The organism is Staphylococcus arlettae, from assembly GCF_002902345.1.
GTDB lineage: Bacteria > Bacillota > Bacilli > Staphylococcales > Staphylococcaceae > Staphylococcus > Staphylococcus arlettae.
Genome location: NZ_PPQB01000010.1, coordinates 208,029 through 232,164, shown reverse-complemented (window position 1 = coordinate 232,164; position 24,136 = coordinate 208,029). Strand labels below are relative to the sequence as shown.

The following is a 24,136-nucleotide window of genomic DNA, read 5'->3' as shown; positions in this document are numbered from 1 at the left end:
ATTGAAAACATGCTTTGTTAATGTTGTATACCTTTGTCACTTACTAAGATAGCACAGCGCAGTATTAGTTATAATTGACATAATAACCACGCCATATTATAGCTTTAATTCCATATCGTAGTGTGGTATACCATCTTCTAAATATTCTTCTGAAACGATTTGAAAACCAAACGAAGTATAAAATGCTTTCAAATAAGTTTGCCCCGCTATTTTAATTATTTCTTGTGGATACCTTATATTAATTTCATTGATTGTTTGGCTGACGATTTGTCGACCAATATCTTGTCCTCGATATTGTTGGTTTACCAAAACACGGCCAAAATGTACAGCGTCATCTTGTTTATATATTCGTGTATATGCAACAATTGTTTCCCCATTTTTATAAAAAACATGTAGTGCTTGTTTATCAATACTATCTACTTCTTGATAACTGCATTGTTGTTCGACTACAAAAACATTAATTCGTTCACATATAATATTAAATAGTTCATCTTTTGATAACATCTCATATGATTTTACATGCAATTCCATCATTATTCCCCTATCTCGTTAATTTAACATGCGGTAACTTAATATAAGTTTAGCAGTTTTCCATGTTTGATTTCATTGTTTTAGCAAAATCTTGTTCATTATTATCACTAGTCTATCCCAACTGTACAATGACATTATCTTTGTCTTGCTGTAATTACGTTGGCTAAGATTATATGCAGCAAATAAGTGCGTAATTTGAATGGTAAATTTTGACCATATTGCATCATTTGAGCGTGTGCCCTCATATTTATCTAATAATCGGATTAAATCTTCAATCAATGCTGTTTCACTTAGAAAATGACTAATAACAGAGTAGAACAATCCTCGCAATTTTATTTTGCGAGGATTGTTCTATTCTGTTATTAACTTAAATTTAAAATGTACTATTTATTATATTTTTCATATTCAACATACAAATGTAGCATTAGTGTTGACCATGTAACATCCATTTCACATTGTATTTGTCAGTAAAAACAGCCATTTTACCACCCCAAAATTGTTCTGCTAATGGCATGGCTACCTCAATAGATTCATGTTGACTTACACGTTCATATAAGGCTTCTACTTCTCTCGTATCCGCTTCATTATTAAGATCATAATCAATTAATAAAGCAATACTATCATTAATCTTTGAATTCCCTCCAAACGCATCTGAAGCTAAGACAGTAGTACCAGCAATTTTAAATTCAGCATGCATAGTTGCATTTTCTGCTTCTGTTTCTGCAAGACCAAAATTGCTCGCTTGATTAGCATCTACAGGTAGACGTTGGATATCTGTAGCACCAAAAACTGCTTCGTAATATGCTAAGGCTTCTTTAGTGTTATCAAATGTTAAATACGGTATTAATGAACTCATATTAATATCCTCCAGAGCTATAGAATTAAATTTTTATCAACTTAAATACATAATATGTTGCTATTAAGGATGATGTAATTTTCTTGTTTTATGGTCATCCTGTTAAATAACTTACCCAGCTCATAACACAAAAAAACACTTATCCGGAGATAAGTGTTTTAAAAGCTATTAAATTATAATTTAATAACGTTAGCAGCTTGGTCGCCTCTGTCGCCATTAACGATTTCGAATTCTACTGCTTGTCCTTCTTCTAATGATTTGTAACCTTCTTCAGAAATAGCTGAGAAATGTACGAATACATCGTTACCATCTTCTCTTTCGATGAAGCCAAATCCTTTTTCTGCGTTAAACCATTTTACTGTACCTTTATTCATAAAAAATACCTCCTTGTGCTTTTGCACAAAATATTTGTAATCGTTCAATAACACATAGGAGTAAAATTCTTACGAATAAAACTACATACATATATAACGAACTCGAATTACTTATCTTTAGTATACAGTATTTGTAGGACATGTCAAACAACTGTTTACCTTTTCGAAAAATTAACTAAATTTTTTCAATAACACATCAAATATTTTAGTTGGTAAAACAGCATGTAAAAAAACTAATGGTTTTGCTGCAAATCCAACTAGATAATGCGCTTTGCTTTTTTTACTTTCAATTGACTTCACTATATACTTTGCAATAACTGCCGGATCAGACATCATATCTTTCTCATATCGTTTTCGTAAACCTTGAGCAATTTTTGTCGCAGTCACTTCATAAGCGCCACCACGTGCTGAACGCTCTAAATTATCTGCAGAGATGATTGCCCAATCTGTTTTAACAGAACCTGGTTCTATAAGTACAACGTCTATTCCAAAATCAGAAACTTCTAACCGTAAACTACCACTAAATCCTTCTAAAGCATACTTTGTAGCACTATACCAACCACCTAAATAAGCTGGAATCTTTCCGGACATTGAAGAAATATTGATAATCTTTCCGTAACGTTGTTGGCGCATATATGGTAGTACTAATTTAATCAGCTTAGCAACAGCAAATAGATTCACTTCAAATTGTCTTTTTGCTTCCTCTTCCTCTACATCTTCAATTGCTCCAAACGAACCATACCCTGCGTTATTAATTAACACATCTATACGATGTTCTTTTTCAATTAATGTATCAATCGTATTGTGTATCGAGTCATTATTTGTAACATCTAATTTAATTGGTGTGACGCCGAATTTTTCTAATACTTTCATCGCTTCGACACGACGCGCAGCACCATAAACTTTATACCCCTTTTGCGCAAGTAATTTGGCAGTTTCAAATCCTATACCACTACTTGCACCAGTTATTAATACTACTTTCATTTTATAATCATCCTTTATAGTTGTTACATCCCATTTTAATAACTTAATAATAAATCTTTCATGGATGCATTATAGCATTTGCATATAATTCAGTCGCATTATAACCCTACTGTAAAATAATTTTAATATTATGTTATAACTCACCCAAGTTATATTCTTTGTGCCACTATTTTTTAAGCTTCCTTTATTACAGTATTGTAAAGATCATTACAGCAATACAAAATTACAAAATCCACTAGCAACATCAATAAATATACGGTACAATACAATTACTATTTTAATTATTAATAAAAATAGCTGTTTTTTATAGAGAATTATTCTGAATTATGTTTATGTTACTTTCACAGTGGAATAATAGTACTTACGATACATATTTATATCGCTTACATAAATCATTAAAATAATTGTTCGATATCTAGCTCAAATGTATAATACAAATTATAAAATAATAAATTATCCAAAAGTTATATTGTAAATAACACTCTATAACAAGTCATTACTAAATTGTCTTATATATTAATAAAACCTCACATTGATATAGAGCTAAAAGCTTTTGTATAAGTTATTGTTAAAAACAAAGGTGGAAAATTATGAAAAAGTACGTATTAATTGGTATTGTCTCAACATTAAGTTTTTTAGGATTTCGCTTTTTAGTTGCTAATCCATCAACAGAATTTGACGAATTTGAAGGAGTAGATCACGAAGAGGCAGATGAAGATCGCTCAGATGATCAATTTTAGTCTAATAAATCACGTATCATTTTAACTGGTGTAACTCGTTGTACGAAAGTGTTACACCAGTTTTTGTTCGTACCATAATAGGTCTAACAACATAAAAAAGCCACAGTTAAGTGGCGCTGCAAATTGAATCATAAATTATTATTATTACTCTATAGGTGTTGTTAATCACATACCACCTATTGTTCTATATCAAACCATTACATGAATAACATTAAATATAAAAAAGAGAAAAAGCATGTATTCGTAACTGCACTGTTGATTTACGGATACATGCTTTGTTATTTATTACGTTTAATTTGCTTGTTGATCATCTTCAGCTAATTCTAGCGTCATAGACGTAGGATTGTTGAAAAAGCCAATTTTTGAATATAAATGCGCACCATCACTTGATGCTTTTAAGTTCACTACGTTAACATCTAACATCTTACATTGCTTTATTAATTGGTCGATAACTTGCTTTCCTAGTCCTAAACCTCTATATGCTTGTTTCGTATATACATTTGTTATATAACCTTCTTGACCAGTGTAATTATCATATGCTGGTGGAATTTGTTGAATAACCACAGCGCCTGTAGATACAATTTCTCCATTATCTATTAAAAATATTTGATATATATGTTCCTTCTCAAACACTTCTTCGAAATATTGTTTCATATTATCATCAATATTGACCGTTGGTAACATACCTTGATCTAATAATTGAGCTTTTCTTAATTCAATAATTGTTTCTATATCATTTTTATTTGCGATTCTCATCTCCATTTTTAAATTGCTCCTTTTTTAAAGAAATATCAGCACATAAATTTACTATAAAAAGTAGCAATTATCAACTGTTTAACACAAAAAAAAGACGACATTTTCGTCGTCTTTTTCACAGCTTAAATTAAATCGTTTTCAAATATTCTTGACCTTCTTTTTTATCGTAAACGCCTTCAGTCTTAGCAATATAGATAGACGCTACAGAGTTACCTAATACATTTACACAAGTACGTAACATTTCTAAAATACGGTCTACGCCAATAATTAGTGCAAGGCCTTGAGGATTTAATCCTACTGAACCCAATGTTGTTAATAATACAACGATTGAAGCTCCAGGCACACCTGCCATACCTTTTGAAGTTAACATTAACGTAACCATTAAAATAATTTGTTCTGGTATGCTTAAATCTACACCGTATAATTGCGCTACGAATAGAGCTGCAATTGATTGATACATAGCAGCACCATCTAGGTTAAAGGAATAACCTGTAGGCAATACAAATGATGCGATATCTCTTGGCACACCGAAACGTTCCATTTTTCTCATAACTGTAGGTAGTACAGCTTCAGAACTTGCAGTTGAAAATGCTAACATTAAATCATTTTTCAATAATTTAATAATTTGTGTGATTTTAACACCACAAATTCTAGACACAATGCCTAATACTACAAATATAAAGAAGAACATAGCTACTACTACAGTTAGGCATAATTTGAATAAAGGAATTAGCGCTGATAAGCCAAATGTAATGATTGTTGTTGTAATAAATGCAAATACAGCTAATGGCGCTAATAATAATACTTTACCAATCATCCAGAATACTGCCTCTAATACGCCGCCTAAAAAGTCTTTTACAGGAGCTGCTTTTTCGCCAATTGCAGCTAAAGCAAGACCAAAGAATACTGAGAAGAAAATTATAGGTAATAACTCTCCTGTTGCAAGCGCATCAAAAATATTCGTAGGTATAATGTTTACAATTGTATCGATTAGATGGTTTCCATATGTAGTTTCTTCTGCACCTTTCGCAGTTTCTTCATATTTAGAAATATCACCTTTAGGTAACAAATCTGGATTTAGTCCTGTACCAGGTTTAAATAAATTACCAAACACAAGTCCCATAAATATAGCAAAACTTGTCATAATAACAAAATATAGTAAAGTCTTTCCACCATAACGTCCAATCGTTTTTGTATCACCAACATTAGAAATAGATAATGCTAATGAACAAAATACAATCGGCACAACGATCATTTTAATTAAATTTATAAATACATCTCCGATAGGTTGTATGTAATTAATTACGTCCTTATTTCCATGTAATATACTGCCAAGAATAACCCCAAGTACCAAAGCAATAACTATTTGCATTGGTAAACTTATTTTCTTAAATAGTCGCACTATTTAACCCCCTTTTTCTTGCTTACAAATAACAAACAAAATGAAAAAACCAAAAGATGCAATAAATATACATCCCTCAGTTTTTAACATCAATTAAATTTATCATAATAAATACATTTTTGGCAATTCTGAATTGATTACAACTATGTTAAATTTTGACATTTTAGTGTCTGTTAAAAATATCTATTGATTTTTTTACATATTTATACTAATAAAAATGATAATATCCTTATTTAATTTGAAAAAACAAGGTTATAACATAACCTTGTTTTAATAGCCATATCGTAATTTAAAAGTTTTAAAAGTTATGAAGCACTTTCTTTGTTCATCGTATAATTTATATTTCAAAGACTCAAAACTTTTTTTAAATGAAATAGTAGTTACATTGTGCAATAAAGTGACATTGTTATGTGTTTTTGCCAGCTGATAATTCGGTATTTTAGGACTTAAATGATGAACATGATGATAACCTATATTTCCTGTAATCCACTGCAGTAAAAGTGGCAATTTAAAATATGAGCTTCCTTCTATTGCTGCTTTGACAAAATCCCATTCTGAACTTTCTTCAAAGTATGAATCTTCGAATGTATGCTGAATATAAAATAACCATATACCAGCCATTGCAGCAAAAAAGACGATAGGTCCAAATACTACAAAGAACATACTTACACCCATAAAATACAACAAGCTACCATAAACTAATACTAAAGCAATATTATTTAACCAAGTATTGTAACGTTCTTTTTGTCTACTATCCTTAGCATTACAACGATTAGACACTAACACTAAAAATATAGGACCTAAAATAAACATTACTATCGGATTTCTATACATACGATACTTCAAACGTTCACCCTTAGTCGCCACTTGATATTCATCAACTGTCATAACCCAAATGTCTCCAATACCGCGTTTATCAATATTCCCGCTTCCTGCGTGATGAATTAGATGTTCTCTACGCCATTTGCGATACGAAAAAAATGTTAAAAATCCCGTAATATTTCCCAATACTTCATTATACTTTTTCTTCTTAAAAAATGATCCATGACAACAGTCATGAAAAATAATGAAAGTTCTAACTAAAAATCCTGAAGCTATAGTACTTAACACTAGTGATATCGTCCAATGATACTTATAACTGACTATACTTAATACTACTAAAATGAATAACGGTACAATCGTATTAATTATTTGTACCGTGCTACGCTTATCATCTGCTTTTTCAAACGGTCTAACAAATTTCCTTAACGTTTTAATATTTGGTTTTTCCAATTAATCATACCCTTTTGTTTAAATTATTTTCTATTTAACCACCATCAAGCTCAAAATTTAATGCTACATCTATTGTTATTGGAATTAATGACAGCCTTCATTAACTGCCTCTCAAATTCTTTATAATACTAATTTGCCACACATTAAATTCTATCTCTCATTGGAACACAAAAGTTATAAAAAACCAAATTATTACAAAATTACACTCTCTCGATTTAGTGAAATTTGAACATATTTTGTCTTTTTATTTAAATACTTTATTATGTATAAATTAAATTTCAAATATAACCTTGACGTAATGCATAATGTAATACTTGCTCATCAACTTAACAAAGCAAGATAGCAATTCGTCTCTCAACGATTTTTGCAATCTTGCTTTGTATAGAAATTATATAGTCATTGTTGTTTATTGAATTAACAATATATTACACATAACAACAGTAATTCTCAATAAGTTATTCTGCTTTTTTCAATAATGGAAAAAACTGTTGGTATGTAACGATTTTCCATAAATATTCTAATGGTCCATAATTAAAATATTTTAACCACAGCCAACTTATGATTAATTGCAACATATAAACAGCTATACAGATAATACCTGTAAACCATAATTCAATATGCTGTAATTCCACTAACTGTGCAATGCTTATTATGGTAACTGATTGACCAATATAATTAGTCAACGCCATTTGACCATAATATTGTAGTGGTTTCAACATCCATTTACCAATTGAAGTTTGAATACATAATACAAATAAACTAACGTAACACAGTGAAATTATGGGACTGGTTGCTAATACTAACCAATCAAACAATTCACGTCTCTCTGTATATTGCGCTATAATATTACTCGAAATATCTGGTAATAATTTGTAAGTTGGCACTGTATTATAATGATACAGTATATAGAACGCACATAGCGCCAGCATGAATATAACCAAGGAAGATATCATTAATGTTCCTTGGTGTTGCTTCATCTTGTCTAAAAGTTTAAATTGGCTAGCAGCTACACCTAATATAAAGTAAGGTAATGGTAACAGTAGTTTAGAATTTAAATATAAAATAACCAACAACAAAATGACACCACATAACAAATTAAAGTACTTATTAAATTTAAAAAATGGTATCAATATTATTCCAAAAACAGCATATACCGATAATGCTTCACCCGGCTGTAACAATTGATGTAACATTCCAGCAATTGCTAAAAAAACTAAGCGTAAAACAAAGCGTAAGTATGCATTGTAACCTTTATTAACAGCATTAGTCATAAAAATATAAAAACCAATACCAAATAAAAAAGAAAAAATTGTAAAAAATTTATCTTCTATCATAAAGTTCAAAAAATTTCTATACAGTACTTCATTAGCATCATAATGAATATTGAGATGCAATAAGACCTCAATATTCACTAACAGAATGCCTAATAAAGCAAATCCTCTTAAATAATCCAATTCGTAAATCCTCTGCTTCATAATCGTTGTCCTTTCATTATTTAATATTGAAAGTTTAGCACCATTACTCACAAATAAATACGAACAAAATTGTCACATATTATGCTGCTCAAAGTTATATATTAAAATTCTTAGCAACATATAAAACTCAACACAAAAACGCCACCCTTAATATAAGAATGGCGCCTGCACAAAAATAAAATTATTGTCTATTTAGTTGCTATGTATCAACTAAATATAACTGTATAATATCATAAAATTCAGAATAGTAAAACAAAAACACTAATTTTACATCATTTTTAATTATTTTAATCTATAATTTTATATTTAAAATGAATTATATTTAAGTCAACATTAAATTGTATCTGAAACAAGGGCAAGCACCTGTAATACTTACCCCGAAAATAGATAGAATTTTTGTCTGAAATGCTAATATATAATAAATATTATAGTTACACAAACGATACGACAATAATGCGTTAAATTTTCTACATAATGTTGCTTCAATCAATTCTAACTACATCAACAAAAACAAGTGAGGTTTTTAACATGAAGCAAGATGAATTAATTAGAAATAACACTAAAGTATTGATGAAAAACCAAGTAATTTAAAATAACTTTAGCGCCATAGCACTAATTTATAATACATTTATTTCCAACTATTTTTAATAACATTAGATTACTGACACAAGCGTTTTGTAATCCTATCCACTAATATGTACAACAAACTGTATTATTAAATATGTATCTCAGAGTTACAACTCAATACTCAATCAGTATCAATTTATTTAACGATCATTAAAATGCCAAAAATGATTAACAACAAATATACATATTTGATTAAAATTTGCTGTTCTATTTTTTCAGCAATAACATCACCAAGTTTTATTATAATTATTAGAAATGGCAACGTTACAATTATGATATAAAACATTTCCATAGTCCAAAATCCAGTTACAGCATGATTGGTAATAACTACTAGACCTACAATAAAAAAGTGAACCTGTGAAATCTGTTTTAATTTCACTATATCCCACTTTTTCAAAGTCCCATATACTACTATCGGTACACCATGACTATTGTATGCTGCCCCTAACACTCCTGAAAATAAACCAGCTACATAATCAAACATATCCTTTATATTATATTTAGTCATTAACTGTATACCGAGTATATTAATAGCGCCATAGAGCACGAGTAAACTTCCGAGGATATTTAAAACAATATTTTCGTCGATAAATAGAATTAACACTATACCAAGTGGTGTCCCTATTATAGATCCAATAAGTAATCTTTTAACAATATTCCAATTGACTACTTTATAATTGGTTATAAATTTTGGCATAGCTACTAGGACCCCGATAATACCAACTAAAGCTATAGCCAACTTTAAATCTATTCCCAATAAAGCAAGAATGGGCATCGTTACCAGTGCTTCACCAAAACCAAATACAGTTCTAACAAGGGCTCCAAACAAAATTGAAATTATTACTAATATATAAATGTCCATTCTTTCACCGCCCCCGACAATTATCAAACATACTATAAAATAATTAATACAATTCTTCTTATGATTCTGACACACTAACTATCTGTTATATATGGAAAGTTTATATTATTCTTTTAATTTTGTACCTTCATCTATAATGTTGCGACCAGTTACATTTTTCAGGAATGCAATTTATCTCTAATCATAAATAAACAGCTCTCAACTATAAAAGTTGAGAGCTGTAGTTGTTTTTTCAAACCGTCTATTTTTAATTAACCATCGCATTCAATCATTAATTCACTATTTAAGAGTGGTAAATACCAGTAGTTACTCGCATTATTAATGTGCTAATAGTCTATGCATTTTGTAGAAATTTACTTTCTACCTAATTTAAGTGCACCTACTATTAATGGGATTTGTAATGGTAATCTTAACCATAAAATTATTTTATTAGGACTTGCACCTGGTTGAAATGGAATTTCTTTAATAGCCATATTGACGTTTGCAGGAAATACCGCAATCATAAATGTAGCTAACAATTTACTTGTGACTGCCTGACCTTTTTTAATCCACAAGAATACACTAAATAAAACTTCGAGAACTCCAGTAAATTGTACGATAAAAGATTTAGCTGGCAAAATATCTAGAACCGTTCTTACAAAGCCGTCTTTTTTAGTAAAGTGCCCTATGCCTGCAATTATAAGTAGCAAAGAATATAACAACCGAAATACCATTTTCATTCTAAAAACACCCTTCACATTACTTTTAGTTCATTGTAACACGATGACTCACACCAGTTAATCAAACCAATTTGGTTTACTAACCCGAACAGTATTATATTTAACAACTTAAAATCCGTTCACAATTGTTTCAAAAACATAATCATATCTCTACATAAAATTCCATTCTCATAAATTTTTTCCTTGTAATGTCTTTCAAAAAAACCTTTATTTATCTCAAGCATTCTAAACCCTGCTTTTTGATAAAAAGCGATTTGTCCAATACTAGAATTGCCTGTACCAACCACAATTTCACTATAACCACTTTCTTTAGTATAGTCGAAAGCATGTAATATTAATTGTTTACCCATTCCACATCCTTGGTTTTTCTCACTAACAGCGATATTAACAAGTTCAACTCTATTCCTTGTAACTCTATTCAATACATAACAACCTATAACTTCTGATTCCACTTTATAAAGAAAACATTCTCCTTTATTGAGCTTTTCTAAAACCATATCCATAGATGGATCGGCTAATAATAAAAGATTAAATGGCGCATCATCTATAGATTTCAATTTTTCAAACACACAAATCTACCCCTTTTTAATATGTCAAAGTTTAAGGGTGTTTCATTAAATTTATCTCATACAATAATAGAGTTAACACTTAATCCTCTACCTTATCAATCTCATAACACCTTTAATCTTCATAGTTATCTAGATTTAACGAACCTGCTGATTCAAAATCTTTAAGATCATTATCTCCATATTGAATAGCACCATTTTCTTTATTAATTTTTATAATTTTTAATCCACCAACACCATTAGTTTGGTAAACTGGAATCTCATAAAAATCACCTTTATCTGTTATTTTCTCAGTATGATTTATGCCACCTTCTTTATAACTGGTATTTTCAATAACTGTCTTAACTGCAGCGTCTGTTAATTTTTCTTTATTAAGTGACCCATCAGCCACATTATTACTAAATAATAATGCTCCTGCTATAATACTTGTTCCTACCACTAATTTTACTTTTTTCATAGTTATCCCCTTTCTGTATCACTGAACTTAAAACCTCATTAATAACTATAATGCGTACAACGTTGTTACCAATAGCCTATCATTAAAATTGTATTTTGAACAATATAAAATTATTTGGTTTTTTATCAATATATAACAATTATTTTCAACCATAACTACCATTGAATCTTAATATTATCCCCAACAAAAAACTAAGGTAAGCACTGTCGTGCCTACCCTAGTTAAATTTTAATGAGCTATTTAGAATTCCTGAATTATTCATATGCCTGGATTTTTACTTTAGTTATATATCCATCATTTTCGTAAAATTGAATCAATGTTCCATTATAATCACGTTCATACATATTCCCATCTGGTGTTTCATAAACATCAGATGGACCATATACTTCTAATAAATCATTTTGTGACACTGTTTTACCATCTAACTCAAAAAGAACAAAATCCGCGTTATTTTCTCCTCTTTCACGGAATTGTTGATCGTAAATATCTACCAATTGTACTGTATCTGTAGTTCCTTTAGTGATGCTGTAACCATTCATAGTTAAATTGTCATGTTTAATTGCGTTAATAAAATCTTCATCCAAAATAAATTCACTGTTAGCAGACGTATAACCAGTAAAGTTATAATGAGGCGTTTCTGCTGCTTGGGCATGTGGTTGATGTGAATAAATGGCTGCTGCACCTATAGCTGTACTAAATACGAGGCCGCACGATAACAAAACCTTTGACACATTATTCATATTAAACACTCCCTGTATGAATTTTGAATCATACTCGACTCAATTGTAATGTTACATCTATATTGCAATAAGTCAACTAAATTCAAGGTGTATTAAAAAAGACAAACACTGATGTGCTTGTCTTAACTATATCTTTTCTTACCTATTCAACTGTCTAATGACTATTAAACTAAAAACTATCAATTGCCAAAAGTAACTTAGTTTTCTATCATACTTCATATTTTAAATAACCGAATTTATTTTTAAAATTTTCATAATCCTGTTTATTTTTAAATTGAACACCTATACCTGTATCATCGTGCATGAAAAATGTAATATTCTGGTCTTCACTTATAATAAAAAAATCTAGCCATTTCCACCTTTTATTGATATTTGGTGTTCTCCCCGGAAAATCAAGATTAGCGATACTTTGAATTAAATATTGGTGACGTAAATCTTTTTTATCTATCTCTACAACATAATATTCACAATTTACAAAATCCTCATCAATACTCATATCATTTTTAAATGCTTGTCTATGTAAACGATACTTTCATTTATGATGATTTCTAATGTATTTCGACATAAAATTAGTTCGCTCTTTTGGTATGTTGTCAAAAGACATAATGGCTGTAACGAAGATTAATTTTTTATAATTTGAAAACAAATAATTAAATATATCAATAGCATTTCTATTTACTGTTTCAAAATACAAAGGATTATATTCTGAAAAATAATCGACGCTAATATGTTCAGCTCTCTCTACAAATTGATAAAGCCCTTCAGTAAGATCTACATCAAATGTTAACTTATCTCGAAAAAACTCCTTTTTATAAATAGGTAATTGAATCATTTTTTCCTCCGTTTTATCTAAAGCTACTTTAATTTCCATCAATTCACCCATGACTTGCAATAGCTCTTTGAAATATCCATTTAGATATTGAACCCTTGAATGTTGCAAGTTTCTCACATTTACTTATTCTACTTGTTAATATTATTTAATAATTCATTAACAAAAGCAATCGCTGTATTATACTAATTTATAGTTTTTCTTTACTTTTTAATTACATAGATAAAAGAGTCACTTTCCTTTTGAAAATTACGTTCTATACTTAATTGTACAAGTCATCTTTTTCTCAAATATATATCGAAAGGTTGAGTGAGCCTTATGAAAAGCATTAATATATTAATAAATTTATAACCAAGTGAACTTCAAAATATATTAGAAAATAATGATATTGATGAAGTTTTGATATATTTTATGTCAAATGATATTTCTGATGAAAAAATAGCACTTTATTTATCAACGCTTGCTAACCAAGTTAATACTATTGAATGCCATGAAATGGTTGCCAGTATTTATCATTTCCACTTTAATTATATAGATCATGCTTATGATTTAGCATATTATCATTATTGGCAATCATTAGAACTTTCTAATTTTGAAGATTACAACCTTTTAGTTGAGTTTTTAAAAATTATAGACGAACCAGACTTCGATATTATTAATAAGCAGGATCTCAAATCAATTGCCCAAAAAGTTATTGAAAAGGATCCAAATAATAAACTAACTATTAAATTTCTAGACCATTAATAAATAAAAAGAGCAATGAATCTTAAAATTCATTGCTCTTTTATTTTAGTTTGCATAAAATATTTTATATTTAAGTATTAACATTTAAAACATTAATTACACCTTCAATGTTTGCTTTACTATGTGCAATTTTAAATTCATTTGTATTAGTTGTTGTTTCCTCTTTTATGGAAATAATAATTTAAAAAAAGAATTATGAGACCAATGATTATAAATATACTATCAATTGTAATTTGAACCGTAAGTGACCTATCCAAATCAAAGATATTAATCACTATTGGGCGTAAAATTATTAATATAGCAAACAAGTATAAAGCTATTTTTTTAGTAGTAAAATACTTAGCCATATATAAACACTTACCTTTCTAAATTGGTATTGCTTATCTATTTCACTGCACAATATTGACCTATTATTTTTTAAAGACATTTTCATTTAGTATTAAGAATGCAATTATACCAATTGGTATACCTAACAAAGGTGTTACAAAACAACTTGCAATTAGCACATATAAAATTAACAACCAAATATCATTAGATTCCCACTTTTTATTTAATAAATAATGCCACATTTCTTTTATACTCATAACAATCGTCCTCTTATGTTTTGGTCAATTTTATTTTTATATACTTACATTATCATAAAATCTGACATCATAAAAACCCCATTGATTAGACATTACATAAAGCGATTTTATTTTTTGTAAAATTTCATATGTGGCTTTTCTTCTTTATAGTAGTCTATCCTATCTTCTAATGTACCAGTGTGTAGTTCTAACCTGTGGCCATCTGGATCAGTGAAATATATTGATTTCTTTTCTTTTACATCTCTCGTACGACCTTCTAGTATATTCACATTGTTCTCTTTTAACCATTGATACCATTCATCAAATTCACTCTCGTCAATTGTAAAGGCCATATGTGTATATGAATATTGAATTTCATTTCTAGGTATATCCTTTTCTTCATTTAATGCTAGCCATAGACCACCTAACGTAAAATACGCAGTTTTGTCACTCTCAACTAAAATATTAGCTTTTAAAATATCTTTATAGAAAGCAATAGATTGCTTAATGTCTGTTACTGAATAAGTAACGTGGTTTATAGATTGAATCATTGTAAAATTCACTTCCTAATACATTATCACTTTAATTTTTTCTCCATACGATAATTTGTAGTTTCGAATCCCATCTTATTATATAAAGCTACAGCTCGTTTATTATGTCCAAACACATGCAATCCAATAGTTTCTACATCTGTATCTTTGCAATATTCTTCTATGGAGCGCATCGTTTTTGTACCTAAACCTTGTCCTCGGTATGCATCTTTAATGTTAATATCATAAATAAAACATTTCTTTTGGTCTTTACCATCATAGATATGTAACCATACATAACCTATTTCAACATTATTATAAATAGCAGACAGTAAATATTGATTACTTGTATCTAATCCCTCAGGCAATAAATTTTCAAACTCTGACCTTGCTCTTTCTGTAGAACCCTCTGCCTCCCAATCACCACTCTTCACATGTTCATTCGCATAGTCAACAATACTTTCTTCATAAAACGATTCGAAAACTTTTTTATTCATCTGTTTTAAATAAACACACATATTTTATATCCCCCTCACCTCAAAAATGCTTATTATATGATATCATTATTTCTAATTGATTGAATATTCAAATAATAATTATTTAAGAGGTATATTATGATAAAAGCAATTTTATTTGATTTAGATGGAACAATTTTAGACAGACAATCTTCGTTAATTAAATTTATTGATTATCAATATGACAAATTCAAAAATTACTTAAATCATATTGAAAAAGAAACTTTCAAAAGTAAATTTATAGAATTAGATCAAAATGGTTATGTATGGAAAGATAGAGTTTATAAACAATTAATTGATGTATTTAATATTATTCATATAAGTGCTGATGATTTACTAAATGATTATATAAATAATTTTTGTAATCATTGTTTGCCCTATTCAAATCTAAAGGCTACATTAGACTGGCTGGTATCAAATGGTTACAAATTAGGCATAATCACGAATGGTAAATATCCTTTTCAACTCAATAATATTAAAGCATTATACATTGAACAATACATGGATGTGATTTTAGTTTCTGACAAAGAAAACATAAAAAAGCCTAATCCTCTTATTTTTGAAAGAGCGGCTAAGAAATTGGAGGTAGACTTAAGTGAATGTCTATTTGTTGGTGATAGTTTTAAAAATGATTACGAGGCATCTAGATTAGCTGGAATGCATAGTATTTATCGATTGAATAATGAAAATGAACTACATAACGAAACAAATCAAATTAAAAATTTGTATGAACTAACTGATATTATACTAAATCAAAATTCTAAGAAGAATATGTTTTAGGAGAATTACTTGCAGTTTTAAAATTCATGCAATTTTCACATAAAACCCAACTATTCATTTAGGTGGGTTTTATATTAGTATCATCATGTAATAATTTATAATTTAAGGTGTAATATAGGATAGTCTTTACCATGTTCGTCGGTTTGTGATTCTTTATATTTTTTAAATCCATTTTTGATATAAATATTTACTGCGTTATGATTATCTTTATAGACATCGACGTATTGAACTTTATTTTCTTGAATATGATATTGAAGTATTTTTGTACCGTATCCTTTTTTAAAATATTTAGGATCTATAAATAACATATCTAAGTTTTGTTCGTTTGTACTTGAAATACCAATTGGTTCATCATTTTCAAACCATAAATAGACTTCGACACGTTTAAAATACTTTGGAATTTCAGATTTAAATTCCAATCTATCTTTTTCTTTTAAAAAATCATGGGTTGCAGTAACAGAGCTTTCCCATATTTCTAATGCTTTTTGATAATCTTTTTCCTGAAGTGCTATTTTTGAAAGATTCATATTTTTCCCCTAGTCTTAATTTATTATTTACGACTATTTTTTAAATTTTATTTAACTCTATGTCTGTGTCTGTTTGAAGCTGCAATATACCAATAGGTTTTCTATTTATGTAACGCTTATATTAAAGCACATCTTATATAACGATTGCTATTGCGTCAATATTTACTTATACAGTCTTTCAATTTGTTTTCTCATAAATATAATACTCCATTTGTATATATACTACTAAAACAGCCACACAGTAACATGTGTGGTTATTTTAGTAGTATCAAGGCTAGAACAAACGCTTTTTTACTTCTTAAGTTATTATTTTTTACCTTATTCCATATTAGACTTCAATTTTGATTTATTACCACGCTAATATATAAACAATTATATATTAGGAGGTATTACTATAAATTGAAAAATAAATTTATATCTTTTTTAGTCTTAATACTATTAATTACATTTATTTCTTCCCTCATTTCAGTGCTCGGAAATGAATATGAAGATGTTGATTCGATTGGAACTTTAGACGAAAGTATAAATCAAGCTGAACAGGATAATTTACCAGATTATGTTCCTGTAAAATCGACACAACACTATGAAAATCGAAATGCGATAGTTAGGTTCATTATTAAACATGGAATGAAGGCGTATAAAAGTATAAAATATGCTCCAAAATACCCAGCAGGATTTAAACCAGTTCAAATGGAACAAAACATTCCACTGTAAACAATAAACCGTTGCTCAAAGATTTGTGGAAAATCGAATCTGGTAGATGGGTTAAAGTATACAAAAATGGTTATGTAAAAGGGAAAAAGGTTTCTGTTCATTACTTTCAAAGTAAATCTGGCTATGTATTTGATGTAAAAACTAAAAAAGGTTGGAGTTAATTTTAATGATCGCTTTTGAAAACAAATTAGAAATTGAAAAATTTTCACTCATAACGATATATGGATTATTTAAGCAAGTAAATCTAGGGTTAATAAGTATAGAAAATGCTGAACGCATGTTTTTCAGCCCGTATATTATGGGAGAGCTAAAAAAATACAATGTTCGACAAGATATCATCGATTTAGTACATGAAGGTACAGAATTAGAAGATTTCGAAGCTTTTAATATTTCTGTCGAAAAAGAAACGGATCGACTAATCAAACAAACCGAAAAATTATTGCTAGAATATAAAAATGTTGAATTTACAGAAGAGAAGTTGACTGAATTTATTATAAAGAAAGAAATTTCACCGGAATAGTACTATTAATTTAGCCTACTCAAGCAACTTCGAATATAAAATGCTAAGAGCTGAAATCACTTAAACACATCTTCCTTTGATAAATTAAATACATTATCCTAAGAATTCCTTATAATTTCTATTTTTATTGTGCTTATATTACTAACCTTAATATATCTATCACTTTCTTTTAAATAAAAGTAATGATGTTTTTTAATCGCTTTTTCAAAACGTTTTAAAGCTATACTTTCATCTATTTTCCAAACATTTTCTACATACTCACGAAAAATATTACCGTCATTCATTTCTATTATAAAAACAAAAATTTCCTTCAATTACACTCACCCCATGTAAACATTATAGTTACGATTATCCAATTAACCACTTCTCAACGCAACAAAGACGCTCTCACAGAACGAAAAACACTCCACTTATTAAAGTGAGTTATTTTCCACGTTGTAATGGTTGTCACCATTTTTATAATACACCTGTGCGAACTTACTAAACCTCATTTGTACATAAACACTACCGAATAACTTTCAATTCAATTCGATTGTTAAGTCATACTTTTAGCTGTGACTAATAGTTATATTGTGATAATACCTGTTACCTAATTTTAAGACGATAGAGTAAGACATACCATATAATTGCGCATATAACGTTCTAATATAGGAAAATCCACATTGTTTAAATTTCCAATTATACAATTAGCTCCTCACGTTCGTTATTTAATGATTTTTTAACTTCTACTACAAAGTTTTGAAATGTGACTTCGTTCTCTTTTTCATGCTGCTTATTACGCTCTAAACACTTATGATGATGTACTTCCTGTAACTTATCAATCGTCTTAAATGGCTTGTTACTGCCGTTAGCTTTAAATTATCTCATCCCTAAAACTCTTTCCCTAAACTAGATATTTGTGAAGTTTCCACCTTAACTATTTTTAGAAAATCTATTATTTGTCATTGCTTTCCTTATTTAAAATCAAAAAAGCTCTCAACCTTTATGGTTGAGAGCTATATAGTGGAGACGGCGGGAGTTGAACCCGCGTCCAAAGGTCCTGATACACATCTTTCTACGTGTGTAGTCTATTAGTCAATTTCGCGTAATGAGAGGTAATAGACAACCAACATTACGCTAGTTTGATTAGATCTCTTCTAAACAGACTTCAAACGGCAGTGTTTAGCGTAGCCTACTAAGGTTGAATCGCGTTAACAGTGCATAGGCGACACTGTTAGGCGATGCAGAGTGCGATTAGGCAGCTACTGCGAAATTATTGTTTTCTTTGCCAGTTATTATAAACTGTGTGTGTTGTTGCGGAGACAACCCTCCGACACGCTTAATGAGCTCTGGGGACCCCTGTCGAATCCATAAACGTCCCCTCGATGAATGAATGTACTTCCTGCATCTCACTGATACCTTATGTTTTACAGAAAGTACATTTAATACTAACAAAAATTGCTTACTTTAGCAATAGATTAGCTTAATAACGGGCTTTCATTGCTCTATCTACGTCACGTTTCACTGCTTTTTCTTTTAATGCTTGACGTTTATCATATTTTTTCTTACCACGTGCAATACCTAACAAGACTTTACAGTTACCGTGTTTTAAATAAAGTTTTAATGGAACAATAGAATATCCAATCTCACGCGTACGTTCACCCAATTTAATAATTTCACGTTTGTGTAATAGTAATTTGCGTGAACGTCGTGGATCATGGTTAAAGCGATTGCCTTCTTCATAAGGCGCAATATGCATATTTTGCAGATAGATTTCTCCACCTTTTACTTGTGCATAGCTATCTTTTAAGTTGGCACTACCACGACGAATGGATTTGATCTCTGTTCCTTGTAACACAATGCCCGCTTCAATCGTATCTTCGATATTATAATCATGTCTGGCTTTACGATTTTCTGCTAATGTACCTGGTGATTTTTTCTTTGGCATTGAGTTTCACCTCTTCGCTGATTTATTTTTTCTTTTTACGTGCTTTGTTTTTGACTTTTTTATCTTTGTAAAACGGTTTGTGTTTAGTGTTACCACTTTTTTGGCTATCACGATTACGCTGGTTTTTACCTTTACGTGATTTTTTCTTTTTATTACCTTTACCTTGCTGACGGTCATCTTTTGACTTATCTAACGACTTACCACGTGTTTTGGCTTGAATCGTTTTTCCACGTGCTGGTCTTTGACTACGTTCATTTTTGGGCAATGGCATACCTACGATTTGGAAATCAATCATACGTTCGTCCACATCGACATGGATAACTTTAATTTTCACTGCATCACCTATGCGGAAAACTTTAGCTTGACGTTCACCAATCATCGCCATTTGGCGTTCATCAAAATGATAATAGTCATCTGTTAAGTTGGCAACGTGTACCATTCCTTCAATGGTATTTGGTAATTCAATAAACATACCAAAATTAGCAACAGAACTAATAATACCTTCAAATTCATCACCAATATGCTGTACCATAAATTCTGCTTTCTTCAGTTCATCTGTGTCACGTTCGGCTTCAATCGCACGACGTTCTCTTTGAGATGTATGTTCTGCAATTTCTGGTAAGCTATCTTCCCATTTTCTTAACTCTTTTTCGTCCATTGCATTATCGATTAAATACTTACGAATGAGACGGTGTACAGTTAAATCTGGATAACGACGTATAGGTGACGTGAAATGTGTATAATATTCTGCTGACAAACCAAAATGACCTAAATTGGTGTCATCATAATGTGCTTGTTGCATTGATCTTAACATCATGGTAGAGATAACCATTTGTTCTGGTAAACCATCTACTTCTTGTTGAATTTTTTGTAATGTTGAAGGATGGATGTCTTCTCCTGTACCTTTAATCATCAAGCCGAAATTCGTAATAAAATCGAAGAATTGGCGTAATCTATCTGATTTTGGTTGCTCATGTACACGATAAATAAATGGTACATCTAACTTATCAAAATGTTCTGCTACAGTTTCGTTAGCAGCTAACATAAATGATTCAATTAAGCGTTCACCTTCTCCACGATTACGCACTTGAATATCGGTAGGTAGACCTTCCTCATTAACTAACACTTTAGCTTCATTTATATCAAAATCAATTTCACCACGACGTTTACGCATTTGGATAAAACGTTGTGACAAATCTTGAGCCAAATCTAGCATTGGTGTTACTTCACTATATTTACTTCGTGTAGCTTCATTTTTATCTGTGATAATTTCATTTACTGCATCATATGTCATACGATAATCAGAATGAATAACACTGTCGAAGATTTCATGATTAACGATATCACCATGCGCATCTATTTCCATACGACAGCTTAATGTTAAGCGGTCTACATCTGGATTCAATGAACAAATACCATTACTTAAACGATGTGGAATCATCGGTATTACTCTATCTACTAAATAGACACTTGTAGCACGATCATATGCTTCTTTATCTAATGCGGAATTTTCAGTGACATAGTAACTAACATCCGCAATACTAACCGTTAATTGAGTATTACCATTAGATAATTGCTGCACACTAATCGCATCATCTAAGTCTTTGGCATCTGCACCGTCAATCGTTATAGTGAGTTCATCTCGTAAATCACGTCTACCAGTAATTTCTGACGGTTTAATTTCATCTGGTACTGCTTCTGCCTCTTCTAACACTTTATCAGGAAATTCAATTTCTATACCATGTTGATAAATAATAGATAAAATATCTACACCTGGATCATTCTTGTGTCCTAAAATAGCAGAAACATGACCTTCTGGATTAGAATTGTCATCGGCGTATTTAGTAATTTGTACTAACACCTTATGACCATCAATAGCACCTAAATTTTGACCTTTAGGAATAAAGATATCTTGCATAATACGTTTATCATCTGGTAGCACAAAGCCGAAGTGACGTGCTTCACTGTAAGTACCTACTACTTGTGTAACTGAATGTGTTTCTATAGATTTTACTTCACCTTCAGTTTTCCCTTTATGTTCACCACGTGAGTTTTGTACTTCTACAAGGACCGTGTCACCATCCATCGCTCTGTTAATCTTAGTAGGTGGAATAAAGATATCATCCATTTCACTATCTTCTGGGCGTAGAAAGGCAAATCCTTTTTTATTTTGGCTTAGCTTACCTTTTAATAATGCCTTCGTTTTTTGTTTCGAAGCTACTTTTCTTTGGTATCTATCTGTTTTAGTTCTTTCTATTAAACCAGTTTGTTCTAGTTCAACTAGCACCTTTATTAAATCTCTAAATGAGTCGGCACTGCTTAAACCTAATGCATCTTGGAAATCTGACACTGACATTGGTTCATAGTCAGGTTGTTTAATGATTGTTTCAATAGATTGCTTTAAATTCATCATGCCCCTCCTTTCTATATTTTAATTTTAAAATAATTATTCAGACCAATCTAACGATTCTAAAAACTTGAGAACATCTTCAAAAAGTTGTTCTTTTTCTTTATCAATAGTAATGACATGACCAGAGTTGGCATACCATTTTATTGTTTTATCATCCGATTCGCTTTCATTGTATATAATATTAGCTGAATCAGTATTAATCATTTGATCCAATTCGCCTTGTGCTACAAAGATTGGATCCATCACTTCATCAACATGATCGCGTACATCTTGAATTTGTCCTTGTAATTCTTTCAATGTCTCAGTTGGTTTGAAAGCGGACATTTCAGCTTCTATCGTTGAAGCATCTTTACCTTCATACTTTTTAAAGGTACGTGCATAATCTAATACACCTTCAAACATAGAACCTTCAGTCTTAATGTACATAGGCGAACACATGGTTACAATACCCTTTACATCTCGATTTAAGCTTATTTTTAATGCATAACACCCACCTAGTGATATACCTGCTACCGCAATTTCATCATAGCCTTTATCGACTAAATAATCGTATGCATCCAAGGCATCCTTATACCAAACATGTGGGCTGGACTTTAAAATTTCTTCTGGGGGAGCTGCATGTCCTTCATATTGAGGTGCATAACAAGTATAACCTTGTTTTTGTAAGAAACGCCCCATCTGTCTAACATCTGCAGAGTTACCAGTAAAGCCATGTAATAATAAAACAGCACGATTACTTTCTTCAAATAAGAAAGGTTCTGGAAGTTTAATTTGCATTTTGTTCAATCCTTTCACTGTCATGTCACATAGTTTTGCCACCTTGGCACTTTATGTTTTATCATCATGATGAGCTGTTTAGCTTCTCAAGTACTATTATAAATAAAAAAGCCCGACTTTAACATTGTCGGACCTTATATACCCAAATATGTTATGCCTAACATTAACAAGAAGAAAATGATAGACAATACAATTGTTAATCTATGCAAGAATAAATCGACACCGCGTTGCTTTTGTTTACCAAATAACTGCTCTGCACCACCACTAATTGCGCCAGAAAGTCCATTACTTTTTCCTTCTTGGAGTAATACAACAGTTACTAATGCAATACAATCTATAATTAATAGAACTATTATTAACGAGTGCATAAACATTGTCCTCCATTCATTATATACAAAACGCATTATATCACACGTTCGTCTATTTTATCAAATACCTATCGATTAAACGTACTTTTTCGTTTGATTGATACTACTAACATATATATTGCGATAAGCGTAGAAGCAACTAACACAATAATCAGTGGTAAAGTACTTAATACTGACTTAGCATCACTGATAGCTTGTAAGACTACAGAAACATTAATCAAATTATATAAAACATTAGTCGTGAATGCCGCAAACATAAACCACCATAAATACGTGTGACGATTCCAAATAGCTATAATACCTGCTAAATATGCTAATACATACATAACACCTGTGTATTGAAAACTATTACGGATAGTACCAATTGCATTGTCAGTCGCTTTTTGCCCACTATTTGTCAACAATTGTCGCACTACACTATCATCTAAAACTATGAAATTGTGAATAGCAGAAAGTATTGCCAATATTAGCGAACTATATGCGATAAAGTGTGCTGTCTTTGTTACTCTAGACTTTTGATTTTCATCCATTTCCAAGTACTCCTTAAGATATTTCCATACTTTATTATATC

Annotated in this window: 31 protein-coding genes and 1 other RNA gene; 6 read left to right on the top strand and 26 right to left on the bottom strand. The window is 30.3% G+C overall.

Annotated features, from left to right (window positions below):
- Positions 1–96: 96 nt before the first annotated feature.
- The 4 genes from CD036_RS04850 to CD036_RS04835 form a co-directional block, all read right to left on the bottom strand.
- Complete coding sequence (locus CD036_RS04850) at positions 97–531, bottom strand: GNAT family N-acetyltransferase (RefSeq protein ID WP_103388093.1); 435 nt, start codon at positions 529–531, stop codon at positions 97–99.
- 424 nt (positions 532–955) lie between these two features.
- Entirely contained in the window at positions 956–1,387 is a 432-nt protein-coding gene (locus CD036_RS04845) for a VOC family protein (protein WP_002510411.1), read from the bottom strand.
- Positions 1,388–1,560: 173 nt separating this feature from the next.
- On the bottom strand, positions 1,561–1,761 hold the full coding sequence (locus CD036_RS04840; protein ID WP_002510410.1) for a cold-shock protein: 201 nt from the start codon (positions 1,759–1,761) through the stop codon (positions 1,561–1,563).
- A gap of 171 nt (positions 1,762–1,932) precedes the next feature.
- On the bottom strand, positions 1,933–2,745 hold the full coding sequence (locus CD036_RS04835) for an oxidoreductase (RefSeq protein ID WP_103388092.1): 813 nt from the start codon (positions 2,743–2,745) through the stop codon (positions 1,933–1,935).
- A gap of 590 nt (positions 2,746–3,335) precedes the next feature.
- Between CD036_RS04835 and CD036_RS13135 the strand changes: the two genes are divergently transcribed.
- Positions 3,336–3,485, top strand: a complete 150-nt coding sequence (locus tag CD036_RS13135; protein ID WP_172606423.1) for a hypothetical protein — start codon at positions 3,336–3,338, stop codon at positions 3,483–3,485.
- A 291-nt stretch (positions 3,486–3,776) separates the two neighbouring features.
- Here the strand turns inward: CD036_RS13135 and CD036_RS04830 are convergent, their stop codons facing one another.
- From CD036_RS04830 to CD036_RS04815, 4 genes are all read right to left on the bottom strand, one after another.
- Positions 3,777–4,247: a GNAT family N-acetyltransferase gene (locus CD036_RS04830; protein WP_002510408.1), complete on the bottom strand. Its 471-nt coding sequence runs from the start codon at positions 4,245–4,247 to the stop codon at positions 3,777–3,779.
- Between the two features lie 121 nt (positions 4,248–4,368).
- Positions 4,369–5,643 (bottom strand): cation:dicarboxylate symporter family transporter, encoded by a 1,275-nt coding sequence (locus CD036_RS04825; protein WP_002510407.1) that lies wholly within the window; start codon positions 5,641–5,643, stop codon positions 4,369–4,371.
- A gap of 270 nt (positions 5,644–5,913) precedes the next feature.
- Positions 5,914–6,915 carry a Delta(5) desaturase DesA gene (gene desA / locus CD036_RS04820; protein ID WP_103388091.1) on the bottom strand — a complete coding sequence of 334 codons (1,002 nt, stop codon included), beginning with the start codon at positions 6,913–6,915 and terminating at the stop codon, positions 5,914–5,916.
- 455 nt (positions 6,916–7,370) lie between these two features.
- Positions 7,371–8,369, bottom strand: a complete 999-nt coding sequence (locus tag CD036_RS04815; protein WP_172606424.1) for a DUF418 domain-containing protein — start codon at positions 8,367–8,369, stop codon at positions 7,371–7,373.
- Positions 8,370–8,864: 495 nt separating this feature from the next.
- Between CD036_RS04815 and CD036_RS13390 the strand changes: the two genes are divergently transcribed.
- Positions 8,865–8,981 carry a hypothetical protein gene (locus tag CD036_RS13390; protein ID WP_115291416.1) on the top strand — a complete coding sequence of 39 codons (117 nt, stop codon included), beginning with the start codon at positions 8,865–8,867 and terminating at the stop codon, positions 8,979–8,981.
- Between the two features lie 172 nt (positions 8,982–9,153).
- Here CD036_RS13390 and CD036_RS04810 read toward each other — a convergent pair whose 3' ends face one another.
- From CD036_RS04810 to CD036_RS04780, 7 genes are all read right to left on the bottom strand, one after another.
- Positions 9,154–9,879 carry a sulfite exporter TauE/SafE family protein gene (locus CD036_RS04810; RefSeq protein ID WP_103388089.1) on the bottom strand — a complete coding sequence of 242 codons (726 nt, stop codon included), beginning with the start codon at positions 9,877–9,879 and terminating at the stop codon, positions 9,154–9,156.
- Between the two features lie 353 nt (positions 9,880–10,232).
- Positions 10,233–10,598 (bottom strand): DoxX family protein, encoded by a 366-nt coding sequence (locus CD036_RS04805; protein ID WP_103388088.1) that lies wholly within the window; start codon positions 10,596–10,598, stop codon positions 10,233–10,235.
- A gap of 119 nt (positions 10,599–10,717) precedes the next feature.
- Positions 10,718–11,167 carry a GNAT family N-acetyltransferase gene (locus CD036_RS04800; RefSeq protein ID WP_103388087.1) on the bottom strand — a complete coding sequence of 150 codons (450 nt, stop codon included), beginning with the start codon at positions 11,165–11,167 and terminating at the stop codon, positions 10,718–10,720.
- Positions 11,168–11,279: 112 nt separating this feature from the next.
- Positions 11,280–11,621, bottom strand: coding sequence for a hypothetical protein (locus CD036_RS04795; protein ID WP_103388086.1), 342 nt, complete (start codon positions 11,619–11,621; stop codon positions 11,280–11,282).
- A 254-nt stretch (positions 11,622–11,875) separates the two neighbouring features.
- Positions 11,876–12,361, bottom strand: a complete 486-nt coding sequence (isaB, locus tag CD036_RS04790; RefSeq protein ID WP_103388085.1) for an immunodominant staphylococcal antigen IsaB family protein — start codon at positions 12,359–12,361, stop codon at positions 11,876–11,878.
- Positions 12,362–12,569: 208 nt separating this feature from the next.
- Entirely contained in the window at positions 12,570–12,857 is a 288-nt protein-coding gene (locus tag CD036_RS04785) for a DUF3885 domain-containing protein (RefSeq protein ID WP_103388084.1), read from the bottom strand.
- A 36-nt stretch (positions 12,858–12,893) separates the two neighbouring features.
- On the bottom strand, positions 12,894–13,232 hold the full coding sequence (locus CD036_RS04780; protein WP_142671756.1) for a hypothetical protein: 339 nt from the start codon (positions 13,230–13,232) through the stop codon (positions 12,894–12,896).
- Positions 13,233–13,589: 357 nt separating this feature from the next.
- On the opposite strand from CD036_RS04780, the gene CD036_RS04775 reads away from it, so the two are divergent.
- Positions 13,590–13,934, top strand: a complete 345-nt coding sequence (locus CD036_RS04775) for a hypothetical protein (RefSeq protein ID WP_232192378.1) — start codon at positions 13,590–13,592, stop codon at positions 13,932–13,934.
- 410 nt (positions 13,935–14,344) lie between these two features.
- Here the strand turns inward: CD036_RS04775 and CD036_RS13015 are convergent, their stop codons facing one another.
- The 3 genes from CD036_RS13015 to CD036_RS04760 all read right to left on the bottom strand — a co-directional run bounded on the left by CD036_RS13015 (position 14,345) and on the right by CD036_RS04760 (position 15,545).
- Positions 14,345–14,518: a VraH family peptide resistance protein gene (locus CD036_RS13015; protein WP_142385141.1), complete on the bottom strand. Its 174-nt coding sequence runs from the start codon at positions 14,516–14,518 to the stop codon at positions 14,345–14,347.
- Positions 14,519–14,625: 107 nt separating this feature from the next.
- Entirely contained in the window at positions 14,626–15,048 is a 423-nt protein-coding gene (fosB, locus tag CD036_RS04765) for a FosB/FosD family fosfomycin resistance bacillithiol transferase (protein ID WP_103388081.1), read from the bottom strand.
- A 26-nt stretch (positions 15,049–15,074) separates the two neighbouring features.
- A complete protein-coding gene (locus CD036_RS04760; RefSeq protein ID WP_103388080.1) occupies positions 15,075–15,545 on the bottom strand; it encodes a GNAT family N-acetyltransferase in 471 nt (156 codons plus the stop codon).
- Positions 15,546–15,641: 96 nt separating this feature from the next.
- Here CD036_RS04760 and CD036_RS04755 point away from each other — a divergent pair, with 96 nt between their 5' ends.
- Complete coding sequence (locus CD036_RS04755; protein ID WP_103388079.1) at positions 15,642–16,322, top strand: HAD family hydrolase; 681 nt, start codon at positions 15,642–15,644, stop codon at positions 16,320–16,322.
- Positions 16,323–16,417: 95 nt separating this feature from the next.
- Here CD036_RS04755 and CD036_RS04750 read toward each other — a convergent pair whose 3' ends face one another.
- Complete coding sequence (locus CD036_RS04750) at positions 16,418–16,849, bottom strand: GNAT family N-acetyltransferase (RefSeq protein ID WP_103388078.1); 432 nt, start codon at positions 16,847–16,849, stop codon at positions 16,418–16,420.
- 399 nt (positions 16,850–17,248) lie between these two features.
- Here CD036_RS04750 and CD036_RS04745 point away from each other — a divergent pair, with 399 nt between their 5' ends.
- Positions 17,249–17,563, top strand: coding sequence for a hypothetical protein (locus tag CD036_RS04745; protein ID WP_103388077.1), 315 nt, complete (start codon positions 17,249–17,251; stop codon positions 17,561–17,563).
- 166 nt (positions 17,564–17,729) lie between these two features.
- Positions 17,730–18,083, top strand: coding sequence for a DUF3969 family protein (locus CD036_RS04740; RefSeq protein WP_103388076.1), 354 nt, complete (start codon positions 17,730–17,732; stop codon positions 18,081–18,083).
- A gap of 98 nt (positions 18,084–18,181) precedes the next feature.
- Here the strand turns inward: CD036_RS04740 and CD036_RS04735 are convergent, their stop codons facing one another.
- The 7 genes from CD036_RS04735 to CD036_RS04700 all read right to left on the bottom strand — a co-directional run bounded on the left by CD036_RS04735 (position 18,182) and on the right by CD036_RS04700 (position 24,095).
- A complete protein-coding gene (locus CD036_RS04735; RefSeq protein WP_021459120.1) occupies positions 18,182–18,397 on the bottom strand; it encodes a hypothetical protein in 216 nt (71 codons plus the stop codon).
- A 686-nt stretch (positions 18,398–19,083) separates the two neighbouring features.
- Positions 19,084–19,444: a transfer-messenger RNA gene (gene ssrA, locus CD036_RS04725) on the bottom strand.
- 101 nt (positions 19,445–19,545) lie between these two features.
- Complete coding sequence (smpB, locus tag CD036_RS04720; protein WP_021459122.1) at positions 19,546–20,010, bottom strand: SsrA-binding protein SmpB; 465 nt, start codon at positions 20,008–20,010, stop codon at positions 19,546–19,548.
- Between the two features lie 22 nt (positions 20,011–20,032).
- Positions 20,033–22,420 (bottom strand): ribonuclease R, encoded by a 2,388-nt coding sequence (rnr, locus tag CD036_RS04715; protein ID WP_103388075.1) that lies wholly within the window; start codon positions 22,418–22,420, stop codon positions 20,033–20,035.
- Positions 22,421–22,456: 36 nt separating this feature from the next.
- Positions 22,457–23,197, bottom strand: a complete 741-nt coding sequence (locus CD036_RS04710; RefSeq protein ID WP_031266601.1) for an alpha/beta hydrolase — start codon at positions 23,195–23,197, stop codon at positions 22,457–22,459.
- Between the two features lie 134 nt (positions 23,198–23,331).
- Entirely contained in the window at positions 23,332–23,565 is a 234-nt protein-coding gene (secG, locus tag CD036_RS04705; protein ID WP_002510527.1) for a preprotein translocase subunit SecG, read from the bottom strand.
- 68 nt (positions 23,566–23,633) lie between these two features.
- Positions 23,634–24,095 carry a hypothetical protein gene (locus CD036_RS04700; RefSeq protein WP_002510528.1) on the bottom strand — a complete coding sequence of 154 codons (462 nt, stop codon included), beginning with the start codon at positions 24,093–24,095 and terminating at the stop codon, positions 23,634–23,636.
- Positions 24,096–24,136 lie beyond the last annotated feature (41 nt).

What these genes read in the sequence shown, in the direction of transcription:
- CD036_RS04850 (WP_103388093.1), bottom strand. Translation starts at nt 531, where the DNA reads ATGGAATTGCATGTAAAATCATATGAGATGTTATCAAAAGATGAACTA.
- CD036_RS04845 (WP_002510411.1), bottom strand. Translation starts at nt 1,387, where the DNA reads ATGAGTTCATTAATACCGTATTTAACATTTGATAACACTAAAGAAGCC.
- CD036_RS04840 (WP_002510410.1), bottom strand. Translation starts at nt 1,761, where the DNA reads ATGAATAAAGGTACAGTAAAATGGTTTAACGCAGAAAAAGGATTTGGC.
- CD036_RS04835 (WP_103388092.1), bottom strand. Translation starts at nt 2,745, where the DNA reads ATGAAAGTAGTATTAATAACTGGTGCAAGTAGTGGTATAGGATTTGAA.
- CD036_RS13135 (WP_172606423.1), top strand. Translation starts at nt 3,336, where the DNA reads ATGAAAAAGTACGTATTAATTGGTATTGTCTCAACATTAAGTTTTTTA.
- CD036_RS04830 (WP_002510408.1), bottom strand. Translation starts at nt 4,247, where the DNA reads ATGGAGATGAGAATCGCAAATAAAAATGATATAGAAACAATTATTGAA.
- CD036_RS13390 (WP_115291416.1), top strand. Translation starts at nt 8,865, where the DNA reads ATGTTGCTTCAATCAATTCTAACTACATCAACAAAAACAAGTGAGGTT.
- CD036_RS04810 (WP_103388089.1), bottom strand. Translation starts at nt 9,879, where the DNA reads ATGGACATTTATATATTAGTAATAATTTCAATTTTGTTTGGAGCCCTT.
- CD036_RS04805 (WP_103388088.1), bottom strand. Translation starts at nt 10,598, where the DNA reads ATGAAAATGGTATTTCGGTTGTTATATTCTTTGCTACTTATAATTGCA.
- CD036_RS04795 (WP_103388086.1), bottom strand. Translation starts at nt 11,621, where the DNA reads ATGAAAAAAGTAAAATTAGTGGTAGGAACAAGTATTATAGCAGGAGCA.
- isaB (WP_103388085.1), bottom strand. Translation starts at nt 12,361, where the DNA reads ATGAATAATGTGTCAAAGGTTTTGTTATCGTGCGGCCTCGTATTTAGT.
- CD036_RS04785 (WP_103388084.1), bottom strand. Translation starts at nt 12,857, where the DNA reads ATGAGTATTGATGAGGATTTTGTAAATTGTGAATATTATGTTGTAGAG.
- CD036_RS04780 (WP_142671756.1), bottom strand. Translation starts at nt 13,232, where the DNA reads ATGGAAATTAAAGTAGCTTTAGATAAAACGGAGGAAAAAATGATTCAA.
- CD036_RS13015 (WP_142385141.1), bottom strand. Translation starts at nt 14,518, where the DNA reads ATGAGTATAAAAGAAATGTGGCATTATTTATTAAATAAAAAGTGGGAA.
- fosB (WP_103388081.1), bottom strand. Translation starts at nt 15,048, where the DNA reads ATGATTCAATCTATAAACCACGTTACTTATTCAGTAACAGACATTAAG.
- CD036_RS04760 (WP_103388080.1), bottom strand. Translation starts at nt 15,545, where the DNA reads ATGTGTGTTTATTTAAAACAGATGAATAAAAAAGTTTTCGAATCGTTT.
- CD036_RS04755 (WP_103388079.1), top strand. Translation starts at nt 15,642, where the DNA reads ATGATAAAAGCAATTTTATTTGATTTAGATGGAACAATTTTAGACAGA.
- CD036_RS04750 (WP_103388078.1), bottom strand. Translation starts at nt 16,849, where the DNA reads ATGAATCTTTCAAAAATAGCACTTCAGGAAAAAGATTATCAAAAAGCA.
- CD036_RS04740 (WP_103388076.1), top strand. Translation starts at nt 17,730, where the DNA reads ATGATCGCTTTTGAAAACAAATTAGAAATTGAAAAATTTTCACTCATA.
- smpB (WP_021459122.1), bottom strand. Translation starts at nt 20,010, where the DNA reads ATGCCAAAGAAAAAATCACCAGGTACATTAGCAGAAAATCGTAAAGCC.
- rnr (WP_103388075.1), bottom strand. Translation starts at nt 22,420, where the DNA reads ATGAATTTAAAGCAATCTATTGAAACAATCATTAAACAACCTGACTAT.
- CD036_RS04710 (WP_031266601.1), bottom strand. Translation starts at nt 23,197, where the DNA reads ATGCAAATTAAACTTCCAGAACCTTTCTTATTTGAAGAAAGTAATCGT.
- secG (WP_002510527.1), bottom strand. Translation starts at nt 23,565, where the DNA reads ATGCACTCGTTAATAATAGTTCTATTAATTATAGATTGTATTGCATTA.
- CD036_RS04700 (WP_002510528.1), bottom strand. Translation starts at nt 24,095, where the DNA reads ATGGATGAAAATCAAAAGTCTAGAGTAACAAAGACAGCACACTTTATC.